This window comes from Acerihabitans arboris, from assembly GCF_010131535.1.
In the GTDB taxonomy this organism is placed as follows: Bacteria; Pseudomonadota; Gammaproteobacteria; order Enterobacterales; family Enterobacteriaceae; genus Acerihabitans; species Acerihabitans arboris.
In genome coordinates, this window is record NZ_WUBS01000017.1 from 37046 (window position 1) to 50319 (window position 13274).

Consider the following 13274-nt stretch of genomic DNA (forward strand, 5'->3'; position numbering starts at 1 on the left):
ATCCTTTTATTCGCGCAAGCGGCGCGTTACAGCGCCTGGATTTGCACCGGCGCGCCATAGCTATCGGCAGTGCCCTTCACCACCACCAGATAGCGGCGTTAAGCCTTCCGGCCCTGGCGCACGATCTGGCGAATCGGCCCGATGGCGTTGACAATCGCCGCCCCGGCCGGATTGGTCATAAACGCGCTTAACGGCTGGAGGCTGCCGCTGCCGTCGGGACGCGAGGCCAAGGCCAGCACATAACCCTGTTTGGGCTGCGGCCCGGTGACCGCCGCCTGCAGCACCTGCGTCAGGCCTTGTTCAAACAGCGTTACCGTGGTCGGCGGATGGGCGTCGGCCGCCGCGCCGGCGTTGTTCAGCACCAGGGTTGAGTCCGCCGACCGTAATATAGGCGAAGACGCCGTGGACATTATGCGCGATATTGACGTGATTGGTAATCGGCCCGGTATCAAGGGTTTTCAGCAGCTGAAACGGCGGCCGCGCGGCAAAGACCTGCATGCCGGGGCCGGCCGGCACCTTGATGCGCAGCTTTTCTTGATAACTGGCCGCGTCCAGTACGGCAATATAATCCTCGCCGCGCACCGTGACCCACACTTCCTTGCCGTCCGGCGTATAGAATGCCTCATGGGGAGCCCGCCCCAGGTAAGTAGTGTGCCTGACGCTATTGGTGGCGGTGTCGATAAAGGTGACTGGATTGGTGCCGATGGCCACCACGGCCAGGGTTTTGCCGTCCGGCGAGAACCCCAGGCCGTGCACCAGCACCTGGCCGCGATAAAGCGGGCTCAGGTTGCCCGGCTGCGGGTCGCCCAGCGCCTGGCGCATGGCGGTGATCTCCTGCTGCCGGGTGACGATGATTTCCTGTGCCAAACGGAGCAGCCGTTCGTTGTGGCCATGGCGCAGCTCCGCCTGGGCCATGGCGATGGCGCCCTGGTGATGCGGGATCATCATGGCGACAAAATCACGATCGACATCGCCGCTGGGCGAGAGCGCCATATCATTCATCATTTGTGTCATGGCGGCGTCGTTTTCCCGCAGGAACGGCGCTTCCTCGGCCGTGCGAGAGGGTTCGGCGCCGGCGGCCGGCACCGGGTGATGATCGCCATGGGCATGGGAGGCTGCGGCCATCAGCAGGCCCGCGAGAGCGGCGGCGGCCGGCCGGCGTGCGGATGTAAGGAAAGTCATCTTATCTCCGGCGAATCAGTGCATAGGTACGGATAAGACGCACGGAAGAGCGGACTATTCCACGGCGGCGGGATTTATTTTGCCGATAAGCGCGGGGACAATAAAAACCGCCGATTGGGATTACCGGCAGCCGGGTAAAATATACGCCCGGCTGACGCTCAATCCCTACCGGGCGTGGCAAAACGCCGCCATGGCCGATTTTTTACGCAAGGCGCAATCCGTTGACTGAATTGAGGGTTATTGATTAAGCAAAATGTTTCATCAGTCACAATCGTTTTCGCCGAACTGGACCATGCTAAGGCCAGATGGGCGGGAGGTGACTGATGCAAACCAACGACATTACGTTTCTCGCGGCGCTGGCCGTAATCATTATCGGTTTTGTTTCGTTTATGTATGCGTGACCGGCGGCGGGAATCTTGACAGAGAAGCGCACCGACAACCTTTGCTGTACTCCCTCTTTCGAGGAGGTAAGTAGCCGATGCGCTTTTCTGAGGAAAAAAGCCCCGGATATCGGGGCCGTCATCTATTGACGTTATCCTTTCCGGCGCTTATCTCCGGCGCTCATGGCCGGGGCCAAGGCGTTAGCTCTGTGAAGGATGGGCTGCATATTAAGATTACTCTTAATATAATTCAGTGATAAACATCACAGTTCCCTAGAATCGATAGTTATTATGCCCTGAAAGTGGATCATCCCAGGAAAGCCAGCGCCGCCAGCAGGCTGACCACCAGCACTGTCGCCGTCGTCAACGCCATCATCCATCGGCTTTGCCCGGCGGGACGCGTCCAATGCGGATCGGGTAGCCTCAATCGACCATATCCCCACAGCCACATAATCCCGGCCTGCATCAGCAGGATCACGCCGCCGGCCAGCATCAGCCGGTGGCCGCCCGTCGCCGCCCCGCGCAGCAGCAATAAGGCGTTAATTACCAAGATAAAAGCGGTGCGCGACCAGGCCAGGCAGGTGCGCTCCGGCTGCAGGCCGGGATCCGCCGGCGGCGGCCGGCCGGTGCCGGGCAACGACGGTATGGTCATGACATCAGGATAAGAAAGGCCAGGGCCAGGGCGATGCCCGCCACAAACAGCGCCATCATCATCAACAGCGGGGTTTGCGGCAGGGAAGCGCCGGTGCGCATGGCCAGTTCGCTGGCCGCCCAACGGCGGTACGCCATGATGCCGAGGGTCGCCGCCATCACGGACAGCAACACCGCCAGCCCCGTGCGCACCTGTTGCGGCCCCAGGCTCGGGGCGAACTGATCGATGCCTACCGCGCCCGCCAGGCACGCCAGCGCCGTGCGGATCCAGGCCAGGAAGGTGCGTTCGTTGGCCAGGGAAAAGCGGTAGTCAGGAGTTTGACCCCGCTGCCACCAGCGACCGACGCCCTTGGGCGCGGCGGCATGCGGCTGATTGTCGGTGTGATTGTCCATAGCGGCCTGTAACCGGCGGAACCGCGTCCCGCCGGTGTTAACAATAGGGGTACCGCACCCAAGATAGCCTAAACCGGCCGGAACCTGAAGCGGCGGTTAAATCCTGGTTCGTTGCCGGCTCCGGCCGTGGCCCGGGCCGCCGGGCAATAATATATTCACCGGCGGCGCCCGGTCGCCCATCATTTCATTACAGCACGATTTAAGTGATTTATCCTAACATCATCATTTTATGCCGGTTTTTTTGTGGGATCAAAATTATGGGAGTGCCATGGATATGAATAACAATTACGCGGGCCTGAAAAACTTCACGTGCGACCATTCATCAACCTACCGACAAGGCGAAACATACGCATCGTCGATTAATTCTCCCCACTGCTGGGGCGCGGCATCCCGACGACGATCCCCTGCCTTTCCCTATGGCCGCGGCGAGCCGTCATCGATTAACTCCAGCGCCATCCCCTATAATCACGGCGGGCCGGCATCGATTAACGCGCACGCCCTTTTCCTGGCGAAACCGGTGCAAAACACCCCGCTGGCCCCCTCGTCATCGGTCAAAACCCCGTGCGGCGCCGCCTCCGCGTCCCCTGCCAGACAGTCCGCTCCGGCCAAACCCACACCGACGGCGCCGGGAAAAATCAACAATGACCCGCGCCGCAATCCGCCCAAACGCGGGAAACAAATGCCGTCCCCAGGCCCGTTGCGCCGGTCGTTACCCGGCCAGATCCTGAACACCTCCAGGTTGAATAATACGCCGACGGTCTCCGGCCGGTTTACCATTCTGCGCGTGGCCGACGACTGCCATGGCGGCGGTGTTCTGCCCTCGGATGAGCCGCCGCCCTATTCGAAACACGATCCGCTGGCGAAGAAACACGGCAATATCTTCTTAGACTGCCTGTCCTTTTGTTGTCACGACGAATAATTAAAACGCCCCGGCCGGGCAACGGCGCGGGGCGTAGCGAACAACTGGCGCGGGCGCTGCCCGCGCCATCGCCTGGAGTTACACCGCCGGTGTCGGGGTGAGCTCCTTTTTATCAGGACGGCCCTTTACGACGGTCCAGACGATGATCATTGCCGTGATTTCAAATATTGACAACATCAGGAACAGCGGCGAGAAGCCGATAATGCCCACCAGCGCGCCGACCACCAGCGTAAACAAGGTCGACCCGCCCCAGCCGATCATACCGGTCAGGCCGTTGGCGGTGGCGACTTCGTTGCGCCCGAACAGATCCGAGGAGAGCGTAATCAGCGCGCCGGACAGCGTTTGGTGGGCAAAACCACCAAAGCAGAGCATGGCGATGGCAAAATAGGGGCTGTGATATAAGCCGATAAGCCCTGGGCCAATCATGCACAGCGCGCCGACCGTCACCACCAGCTTACGCGAAACGATAAGCGTAACGCCAAAATGCTTTTGGAAAAACCCCGGCATATAACCGCCCAGGACACAGCCCAGGTCGGCAAACAGCAGCGGCATCCAGGCAAACATGGCGATATGTTTCAGATCGAAGCCATAGACTTTATACAAAAACAACGGCACCCAGGCATTAATCGTGCCCCACGCAGGCTCGGCTAAAAAACGCGGAATGGCGATCCCCCAGAATTGACTGTCCTTCAATAATTGACTGACCGGCACCTTCTGTTTATTGCTGCTGTGGTGGCGAGACTCCTGCCCGGCATAAATATACTCACGTTCTTCCGCAGAGATATTTTTATGTTTATCCGGCGTATTATATAATTTATACCAGCCCACCGCCCAAATTAAGCTTACCCCGCCGGTCAACAAAAACGCAAAGTTCCAGCTATGCACCATGATTGCCCACGCCACCAGCGGCGGCGCCAGCACCCCGCCGATCGCGGCGCCGGCGTTAAACCACCCCACGGCCACCGGACGCTCATTAGCCGGGAACCATTCGGAAGAAGCCTTGAGACCCGCCGGGATCACGGCGGCTTCCGCCATGCCCAGCGCGCCGCGCAGGATACCCAGCGCCACCCAACTGCCGGCGAAGGCGTGGGCCATATTCAGCACCGCCCAGGCAATGGCGAATAACAGATACCCCACCTTGGTGCCCAGGAGATCCAGTATGTAGCCCGCTACGGGTTGCGTCAGGGTATAACAGCCTTTAAAAATAGCGTCGATATAGGAATATTGCTGCACGGTAAAATGCATTTCTTCCATGATGGTCGGAGCCGCCACAGCCAGAGAATTTCGCGCCAGATAGTTAAGCACCGTGGCCAACATCACCATCCCAATCATATACCAACGTAAATTTTTTATTATCCTCATCTTTTTACCATCCCGGAGAAATTGTTGGGGTTATCGAGAATGAAAGCTTGGGAAACACAAAAAGAAATCAATATTCATTAAAATTGAAATGATGTTTCTATTTCGAGCGGAGTATATTATCGCCTTAGACGGTTTGACGTGACTAGCTTCACAAAATGTGGAGGTTTTAAGCGGATTTTTAGCAGATTTTTTTAGAATTTAAAAAAAATTGCAGTTATATGGACAAATATTTGGGACATGTTACCGCTGGCGAAATGACAGAAAACGATGATAAAGATAACAAGTGATATCCGCTTTGCAGTATTTGGCAAAAATTTAACAGATGTTTCTGCCATTATTAACACGGTTATCACAACCCTGCCATTAGACGGCAAACATATGGACTGAACGGTTATTTACTGTCTCTGGCCGCGAAGCCTAACGCCTAACGCCTATCGCCGGGCGTGCGCATCTTCCGTCGGTTGCAACCCGGCCCGTCGTATTACACTATGTGTTAGCTTTAACGCCTGGGCATGACCAGGCTCGTTATCCTGAACAACCTGGAGAATGATGATGACGCAACAAGAAAAACCAGTATGGTTCATTACCGGCTGCTCCACGGGCTTTGGCCGCGAACTGGCCGACTATACCCTGTCTTTGGGTTATCCGACGGTCGTTACCGCGCGCAATCCGGATCAGGTCAAGGATCTGGTCGCCGGCCATGAGGATCATGCGCTGGTATTGGCATTGGACGTTACCAGGCAGGAGCAGGTCGACGCCGCCGTGAGCGCCGCGCTGGCAAAGTTCGGCCGTATCGACGTGCTGGTGAACAATGCCGGCATCGGTTATTTCGGTTCGTTCGAAGAGAGCAATATGGACGATGTGCACCGGATGTTCGATATCAACGTCTGGGGACTGACCGCCATGACCCGGGCCGCCCTGCCGGCCATGCGTAAGCGGCGCAGCGGCACCGTGGTCAATATTTCGTCAATCGGCGGCATTACCACCTTCCCTTCCCTGAGTTTTTACCACGCCACTAAATTCGCGGTGGAGGCGCTGTCCGAATCACTGGCGCAGGAAGTGGAACCGTTAGGCATCAAGGTACTGATCGTCGAGCCGGGACCGTTTCGCACCGACTGGGCCGGGCGCTCGGCCAATGAGGCGCCGCAGACCATTGCGGACTATGCCGAGACCGCGCACGTGCGCGCCCGCGCCAGCCGCGACAACAGCGGCAAGCAGGCGGGGGATCCGGTACGCGCCGTCAAAGCCATCGTCAAGGCGGTCGAGGCCAAACAACCGCCGCTGCGTTTGCTGCTGGGCAATCCGGCGCTGGAAAACGCCCATAAAAAAATCAAACTCCTGCAACGGGATTTTGACGGCTGGGCCGACGTCACCCGCGGCGCGGATTTCCCCAAGGACGAATAAGCGTCGGCGGCAGCTTATTTCAGACCGCTGGTAAAATAGTTTATAAGCCTCAGCAAACGTTTAGGGGCCGGAAACGGCCCCCTTCCGGCCATCATACCTGATGGCTATGTAATATAACCGAACAGTATTTACTGCGATTTAACATACCCGCTAAGATAATTTCTATCCGCTATTTTTTATCTAACAAAAGGGTCATACCCTATGTCCGGCAATATTGCTGAAAAATTGATTAGCTGTCGACGCGAGCTGCACGCCTACCCTGAATTGTCGAACCAGGAGTTCGCCACCACGGAAAAAATCACCCGCTGGCTGCAGGACGCGGGCATCCGGATGTTACCTTTAGGATTAAAGACCGGCGTGGTCGCCGAAATCGGCCGGCAAAAAGCGCCGCTGATTGCCCTGCGCGCGGATATCGACGCACTGCCGATCGAGGAGCTTTCCGGCGTGCCGTTCAGCTCGCGCCATGAGGGGGTGATGCACGCCTGCGGTCATGATGTCCATACCTCGGTGATGCTGGGGGCCGCGCTGTTGTTGAAAGCACGCGAAGCCACCCTGCCGGGCGCGGTGCGGATATTGTTCCAGCCGGCGGAGGAAAACTTCAACGGCGCGTGCCATCTGATCGACGCCGGCGCGCTGGAGAATGTGTCGGCGGTATTCGGCATGCATAACGCGCCCGAGCTGCCGGTGGGCACCTTTGCCACCCGGCGCGGCGCCTTTTACGCCCATATCGACCGTTTCCAGATTACGGTGACCGGCAAAGGGGCCCATGCGGCCAAACCCGAACAGGGCATCGACACCATCGTTACCGCCAGCCAGATCGTGAACGCGCTGCAAACCCTGCCGAGCCGTAACTTCAGTTCGCTGGAATCCCTGGTGGTCAGCGTGACGCGCATCCAGGGCGGCAATACCTGGAACGTGCTGCCGCAGACGGTGGAGCTGGAAGGCACCGTGCGTACCCATAATGTGAAAGTGCGGGAAAGGGTGCCGGATATCCTGACCCGGGTGATTGACGGCGTGGCCAGCGCCATGGGCGCCGAAGCGCGCCTCGCCTGGTATCCGGGTCCGCCGGCGGTGGTGAATACGCCGTTCTGGGCGGATTTCAGCCAGCGGGTGGCGGCGGACGCCGGTTACCAGGTGCAGGAAGCGGAGCTGCAAATGGGCGGGGAAGATTTTTCGCTGTACCTGCAGCAGGTGCCGGGAACCTTTGTCAGCATCGGTTCGGCCAGCGAGTTCGGGCTGCATCATCCGCGTTTTAATCCCAGCGAGCAGGCGATTTATCCTGCGGCGGCCTATTTTGCCCGCCTGGCCGACGAGGCGCTCTCCGCGCTGCTGCTAGCGCAAACCGCAGCCCCGGCTGAATCGATGGGTTAACGGCCTGTCGCGCCATGGGGCGCGTTCCCTTGAACACGACTGATTTAAGTTTAGCGGCGGCGGGCCGGGCGGCCTGCCGAAGATGAGATTTGCCCGGGGTGGGATTTGCCCGGGGTAAGATTTGCCAGTGGTTAAATTTGCCAGTAGTTAAATCTGATAGTCCAGCGCAGTCTCGAGGGCGTGGGGCGACAGCACCTGTTCCTCAATCTCGCTCAGCGAGAGCTGCGGATTGCAGAGCTGGATAAAGCGCCAGGCGTATTTCCGTTGCAGCTGCCCGCGTTTAACCCCCAGCCAAACGGTGCTGGCTTCAAATAAATGCTCGGCGTTAATGCTGACCAGCCCGATATCGCGCTCGCGGTTATAAGACATATCCGCCAGCAGGCCGACGCCCAGCCCCAGCTCCACATAGGTTTTAATCACATCGGAATCCTGGGCGCTCAACACCACTTCCGGCTTCAGGCCGGCGGCCTGGAACGCCACGTCCAGCCTGGAACGGCCGGTGATGCCGCGCCGGTAGGTGACCAGCGGATACTCGCTCAACGTCTCCAGGGTCAGTTCGCCCTGCTGGGTCAGCGGATGGCCTTCCGGCACCAGCACCGCGTGATGCCAACGGTAATAAGGAAACGCCGCCAGCTGCTCTTCGCTCATCAGCTTTTCACTGGCAATGCCCACATCCGCCTCGCCCGACTGCAGCATGGAGACAATCTCCTCGGGGCTGCCCTGGTTCAGCACCAGGCGCACGCGCGGATAAAGCTCGCGGAATTCCTTGATCACTCCCGGCAGACTATAGCGCGCCTGGGTATGGGTGGTCACGATGGACAGTTCGCCGGAATCGTTATTGGCGAATACATCGGCGATACGGCGAATGTTATTGGCATCGCTTAATATCCGCTCCGCCACCACCAGCAGGGCTTTACCCGGTTCGGTCATGCCGATTAAACGTTTGCCGCGCCGGATAAATATTTCCACGCCGAGTTCTTCTTCCAGCTCACGAATATGACGGCTAACGCCGGACTGGGAGGTAAATAACATACTGGCCACGTCGGTCAGGTTATAATTGCACCGGGCGGATTCCCGAATAATACGTAGTTGCTGAAAGTTCACGCGACGCCCCTCCTTTATCTTTAATATAGCTATATTCATACCGAGTAATAACTAAAGGGACAAATAAGAAAAAACGGTAACTTATAGTTTTTTATACTAAGGAAAATCGCGATAAAGCGCCGGGATAAATATTATTTAAAATATCATTAAAAACAAATGGTTAGAATTTATCTTTTTTATCCAATCCATTTTTTCCACGCCAAAGGGCCGGGCTAAAGTCAAAACTTATCTAAGCTTCTGCTTTTTAGCTCTAAAGGCCAAGACCTGCTTTGCCCCCAAGGCATGTTTGCCGGGCGGGCGTATTGACGAGCCGGGATAAGGAAACAGGCGCGGGGAAACGGCGGGGAGCTCATATCATTGGCGCGGGTTTGCCGGGGATGCCGGCGGGGGAAGGCCGCCGGGGAATTTACGCCATGGCCGCGCGATCCCGGTGATCCCGCCACAGCCGCGCGGCGGCCCGCGCCAGCGCCCGGGTCGGATCAATGCCGATCGATTGCCAAGGCGAGTCGATGGCCGCCAGCGCCGGCGGCACCTCGGTGCAGGCAAGAATCAAGCGCCCGGCGCCGCGCTCCGTCAGCGACGCGGCCAGCAGGGACAACAGCTCGCCCCCTTTACGCAGTTCGCCGCGTTTTACCGCGTAACAGCCGGGCACAAACCACGCGCGCATTTCCTCCGGCAAAGGCGCCAGCGTCTGGCCGCCGAGCGCGGTTATGCGCTGCTGGAACCAGCCGGCGTCCAGCGTGCCCTGGGTGGCGATTAACCCGATGCGCTCGCCCTGCACCGGTCGCAGGCTATCCATGGTGGCGTCGGCGATATGCAGCAGCGGCGCCCGGCTGGCCGCCGCTAGCGCCGCGTACCAGTGGTGGGCGGTATTGCAGGCGATCAGTATATGGCTGGCGCCGGCCCGGTTAAGCTGCGCCAGGCCATACAGCAAATCCGGCAGCGGCGACGGGCCTAAGCCTGCCAGCGCCTGCTGCCGGTCGGCGATTTGCGGCACATTCCAGGCCACCACCGGCGCATGCTCCTGATCGCGTTGCGCGGGGGTTTCCTGGATGATTTTTTGCATCAGATCGACGGTGGCCAGCGGCCCCATGCCGCCCAGGATCCCCAACAGGAATGGACTCATTGCGCCGCCTGTTGCTCCAGCAGCTGGCGATAGCCGAACAGCCCCGCCGAACCGCCGGTATGGATAAACACCACGTTTTCACCCTGTTTGAACTGCCCTTTGCGGATCAGATCGATAAGCCCCGCCATGCCTTTGCCGGTATAGACGGGATCTAATAGAATGCCCTCCAGCCGGGCCAGCAGCCGCAGGGCTTCCAGGGTGCCCGCGGTAGGCAGGCCGTAGCCTTCGCCCACATAGTCGCTGTTAACCGCCACCCGGGCGCGGTCCAGTTCGCCGCGTGCGCCCAGCAGCTGCCAGGTGCGCGCGGCCAGCGCGTAGACATTTTCCTCCTGCCTGGCCTTGGGCGCGCGCACGCTGATGCCCAGTACCGGAATGCCGCTGTTGCTGGCCTCCAGGCCGCTGAGCAGTCCGGCCTGGGTGCCGGTGCTGCCGGTGGCATGGACGATATGATCAATACGCAGCCGCTGTTGGCTGGACTGGTAAAGCAGTTCTTCGGCGCAGGCGACATAGCCGAGCGCGCCGATGGCGTTGGAACCGCCGCCCGGGATCACGTAGGGCCGGCGGCCCTGGGCGCGCAGGTTGTCGGCCAGGTTTTCCATGGCCAGTTGCATATCGGTGCCGGCCGGCAGATGTTCGACGATGGTGCCGCCAAGCAGGTTATCCAACAATATATTGCCGGAACGCTGGTATTCCTCGCCGAATTTATCCACCCGCGTCTCCAGCAGCACCTGGGTTTTCAGGCCGAGTTTAGCGGCGCCGGCGATAGTCTGGCGCACATGATTGGATTGCGTCGCTCCCTGGGTAATGATCACATCGGCCTCCTGGCGTACGGCGTCGGCCAGCAGGAACTCCAGTTTGCGCGTTTTATTGCCGCCGCTGGCCAGGCCGGTATTATCGTCACGTTTGATATACAGGGTCGGGCCGCCAAGGTAACGGCTTAAATTGGGTAACGCCTCCAAGGGTGTCGGGAACTGGCCTAAGGCCAGGCGTGGGAAACGGGCCAGATGCATAATAGTTTTCCTGGATTAATGAAAGAGAAGAATCAAAAAGTCGCGGCGCCCTGTTTTTCCAGGGCGGCTAACTGCGCCCAGCTGGTAGCGTCGATGTCAATACCCTCGCGCAGTCGTTGTTCATATTTTTCCTGCTCGGCATCCCCGGGCAATAATAAGGCTCCATCCTCGCGGGAACTGCGCACCCAATCCAGCAGGCCGGCGATCTCCTGTTGATAATTGCCCGCCCCCCCCAGTTTTTCCGGGTCGATGATAATCGACAGCATGCTGTTGAGGATGCGCTTTTTATCACGGTTGTCATGCCGCTCGGTCATGCCGCCGGTCAGCGCCGCGCCCAGCAGCGAACAGACCACCGACAGGCCGGACCCTTTGTGTTCGCCGAACGGCAGCAGCGCGCCGAAAGGTTCCGTCATCAGCCAGCGCGGATCGACGGCGGGCTGGCCCCGATCGTCGACAATACAGCCCGGGGCCAACGGCCGGCCGGCGTTCCAGGCCAGCCGCGCCTTATTGCCGGCGATAATACTGGTGGCAAAATCCAGGATCAGCGGATGGCGGCCGTCCGCAACCGGAATGCCGACGCAAAAAGGGTTGGTGCCCAGGCGCGGCTGTTGTCCCTGCCAGGGCATCACCGGCGAGCGGCTGTTGACATTGGCGAAGTGGATGGAAACCAGCCCGGCCCGTGCCGCCTGTTCCGCCCAGGCGCCGATACGGCCAAGATGGTGGGCATCGGCCAGGCCGATCACCGCCACGCCATATTCCTTTGCCCGCGCTATGCCGGCGGTTATCGCCTGACGGCCCACGACCTGGCCGAAACCCTGGCCGCCGTTAAACGACAGCACGGCGCCGGCGTCAAGGGTCACCACGGCCTGGGCCTGGGGACGCAGCCCGCCTTCGCTTATGGCGGCAATATAACGCGGCAGCATGGTCACGCCGTGGGAGTCATGGCCTTTCAGGCAGGCGTCCACCAGGTTATCCGCCACCGTGGCGGCCACGTCCGGCGTAACCTGGATATCCGTCAGCCGGGCGGCGACATAGTCTCTTAAAAAGGGGTGCTGGAAAATCGGCACGTTTTATTCTCCTGCCTTAAGGCGGTGTATAACTCTATTTGGCATGGCGTTATTGCCCTGCGTGGTTGTCGTCACTATATCGCCGAAGAACTTGTCGCCAAACGACAAGAATTAACTATGGATAGACGAAAATTAACTTTAGGCCAATTTTACCAATGCCGAAAATAAACTAAATAAAGTCAAATATCGCATAAACATCTGCTTCTAATTTATTCCAAAAAACACTTTAACAATTTGGGTCGCATCAATTTATGATAGAGCGAATAATATGCCTCACTATTTTGGGATAACATGAATGAATGCACTTTTTAAAGGCATCGGCATTGTTGCCGCCTTCGGTTTATTGTTTGGCACTGCCCCGGCGCGGGCGGAGGGAACCATCAGTATCGCGCAGCAGTTTGGCATCGGTTATCTGATCCTGGATGTGGTGCGCGACCAGAAGCTGATTGAGAAACACGGTAAAGAACAGGGCCTGGACATCAAGGTGGACTGGCATAGCATCTCCGGCGCCACCGCGATGAACGAGGCTTTGCTGACCGGCGCGCTGGACGTGGCTTCCGCCGGGGTGCCGCCGGCGCTGACCGTGTGGGACCGTACGCGCGGCAAACAGAATGTCAAGGCGGTGGCCGCGCTCGGCTCGATGCCCAACTATCTGCTGAGCAATAATCCGGCGGTGAAAAGCGTTCGCGATTTGACCGATAAAGACCGGATCGCCGTTCCCGCCGCCGGGGTGGGTTTTCAATCCCGCACCCTGCAAATCGAAACCGCCCGCCTGTACGGCAACGCGGAATATAAAAAATTCGATAACATTACCCTCAGCCTGCCGCATCCCGACGCCACCAGCGCGCTTATCTCCGGCGGCGCGGAAATCACCGCTCATTTCTCCAGCCCGCCGTTCCAGTACCAGGCGCTGGAACATCCCAATATCCATAAGATCCTGAGCTCTTACGATGTGCTCGGCGGCAAAGGCAGTTTTAACCTGCTGTACGCCACCGAAAAGTTCCATGACGAAAACCCGAAGACCTACCGTGCTTTTTTCGACGCCCTGGCCGAGGCGGAGCAGATTATCAAAGCGGATAAAAACGCGGCGGCCAAGACCTATATCCGCGTAGAGCAGTCCCATCTGCCGCTGGAGCTTATCGAGAAGATTGTCAACGATCCGGAAAATGACTTTACCATCGCGCCGCAGAAGACCTTTGTTTACGCGGAGAAACTGCATGAGCTGGGTATCCTGAAAAACAGCGCCGGCTCGTGGAAGGATTACTTTTTCCCCGAAGCCTACGCCCTGCCCGGCAGTTGAGTCGC

At 58.8% G+C, this 13274-nt stretch carries 14 protein-coding genes; 5 read left to right on the top strand and 9 right to left on the bottom strand.

All coding sequences use genetic code 11. The annotated features are described in order from the left end of the window. Nucleotides 1-98: 98 nt before the first annotated feature. On the bottom strand, nucleotides 99-362 hold the full coding sequence (locus tag GRH90_RS21120; RefSeq protein WP_162367943.1) for a hypothetical protein: 264 nt from the start codon (nucleotides 360-362) through the stop codon (nucleotides 99-101). Then, nucleotides 301-1182, bottom strand: coding sequence for a DUF305 domain-containing protein (locus GRH90_RS21125; protein WP_162367944.1), 882 nt, complete (start codon nucleotides 1180-1182; stop codon nucleotides 301-303). The genes GRH90_RS21120 and GRH90_RS21125 overlap by 62 nt, the downstream gene beginning before the upstream one ends. Before the next feature lie 79 nt (nucleotides 1183-1261). Here GRH90_RS21125 and GRH90_RS21130 point away from each other — a divergent pair, with 79 nt between their 5' ends. Beyond that, the gene (locus GRH90_RS21130; RefSeq protein ID WP_162367945.1) at nucleotides 1262-1411 is read left to right on the top strand and encodes a hypothetical protein; all 150 of its coding nucleotides are present in this window, start codon (nucleotides 1262-1264) and stop codon (nucleotides 1409-1411) included. A gap of 458 nt (nucleotides 1412-1869) precedes the next feature. Here GRH90_RS21130 and GRH90_RS21135 read toward each other — a convergent pair whose 3' ends face one another. Together GRH90_RS21135 and GRH90_RS21140 are read right to left on the bottom strand one after the other, a co-directional pair. After that, nucleotides 1870-2214: a DUF202 domain-containing protein gene (locus GRH90_RS21135; protein WP_162367946.1), complete on the bottom strand. Its 345-nt coding sequence runs from the start codon at nucleotides 2212-2214 to the stop codon at nucleotides 1870-1872. Then, on the bottom strand, nucleotides 2211-2606 hold the full coding sequence (locus tag GRH90_RS21140; RefSeq protein ID WP_162367947.1) for a YidH family protein: 396 nt from the start codon (nucleotides 2604-2606) through the stop codon (nucleotides 2211-2213). Before GRH90_RS21140 ends, GRH90_RS21135 begins: the two co-directional genes overlap by 4 nt. A gap of 274 nt (nucleotides 2607-2880) precedes the next feature. Between GRH90_RS21140 and GRH90_RS21145 the strand changes: the two genes are divergently transcribed. Continuing rightward, nucleotides 2881-3525, top strand: coding sequence for a hypothetical protein (locus tag GRH90_RS21145; protein ID WP_162367948.1), 645 nt, complete (start codon nucleotides 2881-2883; stop codon nucleotides 3523-3525). A 78-nt stretch (nucleotides 3526-3603) separates the two neighbouring features. Here GRH90_RS21145 and GRH90_RS21150 read toward each other — a convergent pair whose 3' ends face one another. Next, the gene (locus tag GRH90_RS21150) at nucleotides 3604-4887 is read right to left on the bottom strand and encodes an MFS transporter (RefSeq protein ID WP_162367949.1); all 1284 of its coding nucleotides are present in this window, start codon (nucleotides 4885-4887) and stop codon (nucleotides 3604-3606) included. 552 nt (nucleotides 4888-5439) lie between these two features. Between GRH90_RS21150 and GRH90_RS21155 the strand changes: the two genes are divergently transcribed. Then, nucleotides 5440-6291 carry an oxidoreductase gene (locus tag GRH90_RS21155; RefSeq protein ID WP_162367950.1) on the top strand — a complete coding sequence of 284 codons (852 nt, stop codon included), beginning with the start codon at nucleotides 5440-5442 and terminating at the stop codon, nucleotides 6289-6291. 201 nt (nucleotides 6292-6492) lie between these two features. After that, complete coding sequence (locus GRH90_RS21160; protein WP_162367951.1) at nucleotides 6493-7662, top strand: amidohydrolase; 1170 nt, start codon at nucleotides 6493-6495, stop codon at nucleotides 7660-7662. Between the two features lie 147 nt (nucleotides 7663-7809). Here the strand turns inward: GRH90_RS21160 and cbl are convergent, their stop codons facing one another. The 4 genes from cbl to GRH90_RS21180 form a co-directional block, all read right to left on the bottom strand. Then, nucleotides 7810-8766: an HTH-type transcriptional regulator Cbl gene (gene cbl / locus GRH90_RS21165; RefSeq protein WP_162367952.1), complete on the bottom strand. Its 957-nt coding sequence runs from the start codon at nucleotides 8764-8766 to the stop codon at nucleotides 7810-7812. Nucleotides 8767-9172: 406 nt separating this feature from the next. Then, nucleotides 9173-9892: a cysteate racemase gene (gene cuyB / locus GRH90_RS21170; protein WP_162367953.1), complete on the bottom strand. Its 720-nt coding sequence runs from the start codon at nucleotides 9890-9892 to the stop codon at nucleotides 9173-9175. Beyond that, nucleotides 9889-10902, bottom strand: a complete 1014-nt coding sequence (cuyA, locus tag GRH90_RS21175) for a D-cysteate sulfo-lyase (protein ID WP_162367954.1) — start codon at nucleotides 10900-10902, stop codon at nucleotides 9889-9891. Before cuyA ends, cuyB begins: the two co-directional genes overlap by 4 nt. A gap of 32 nt (nucleotides 10903-10934) precedes the next feature. After that, nucleotides 10935-11969, bottom strand: a complete 1035-nt coding sequence (locus GRH90_RS21180) for a malate/lactate/ureidoglycolate dehydrogenase (protein ID WP_162367955.1) — start codon at nucleotides 11967-11969, stop codon at nucleotides 10935-10937. 295 nt (nucleotides 11970-12264) lie between these two features. Here GRH90_RS21180 and GRH90_RS21185 point away from each other — a divergent pair, with 295 nt between their 5' ends. Beyond that, nucleotides 12265-13269 (top strand): ABC transporter substrate-binding protein, encoded by a 1005-nt coding sequence (locus GRH90_RS21185; protein WP_162367956.1) that lies wholly within the window; start codon nucleotides 12265-12267, stop codon nucleotides 13267-13269. Nucleotides 13270-13274 lie beyond the last annotated feature (5 nt).

What these genes read in the sequence shown, in the direction of transcription:
- GRH90_RS21125 (WP_162367944.1), bottom strand. Translation starts at nt 1,182, where the DNA reads ATGACTTTCCTTACATCCGCACGCCGGCCGGCCGCCGCCGCTCTCGCG.
- GRH90_RS21135 (WP_162367946.1), bottom strand. Translation starts at nt 2,214, where the DNA reads ATGACCATACCGTCGTTGCCCGGCACCGGCCGGCCGCCGCCGGCGGAT.
- GRH90_RS21140 (WP_162367947.1), bottom strand. Translation starts at nt 2,606, where the DNA reads ATGGACAATCACACCGACAATCAGCCGCATGCCGCCGCGCCCAAGGGC.
- GRH90_RS21145 (WP_162367948.1), top strand. Translation starts at nt 2,881, where the DNA reads ATGAATAACAATTACGCGGGCCTGAAAAACTTCACGTGCGACCATTCA.
- GRH90_RS21150 (WP_162367949.1), bottom strand. Translation starts at nt 4,887, where the DNA reads ATGAGGATAATAAAAAATTTACGTTGGTATATGATTGGGATGGTGATG.
- GRH90_RS21155 (WP_162367950.1), top strand. Translation starts at nt 5,440, where the DNA reads ATGACGCAACAAGAAAAACCAGTATGGTTCATTACCGGCTGCTCCACG.
- GRH90_RS21160 (WP_162367951.1), top strand. Translation starts at nt 6,493, where the DNA reads ATGTCCGGCAATATTGCTGAAAAATTGATTAGCTGTCGACGCGAGCTG.
- cuyB (WP_162367953.1), bottom strand. Translation starts at nt 9,892, where the DNA reads ATGAGTCCATTCCTGTTGGGGATCCTGGGCGGCATGGGGCCGCTGGCC.
- cuyA (WP_162367954.1), bottom strand. Translation starts at nt 10,902, where the DNA reads ATGCATCTGGCCCGTTTCCCACGCCTGGCCTTAGGCCAGTTCCCGACA.
- GRH90_RS21185 (WP_162367956.1), top strand. Translation starts at nt 12,265, where the DNA reads ATGAATGCACTTTTTAAAGGCATCGGCATTGTTGCCGCCTTCGGTTTA.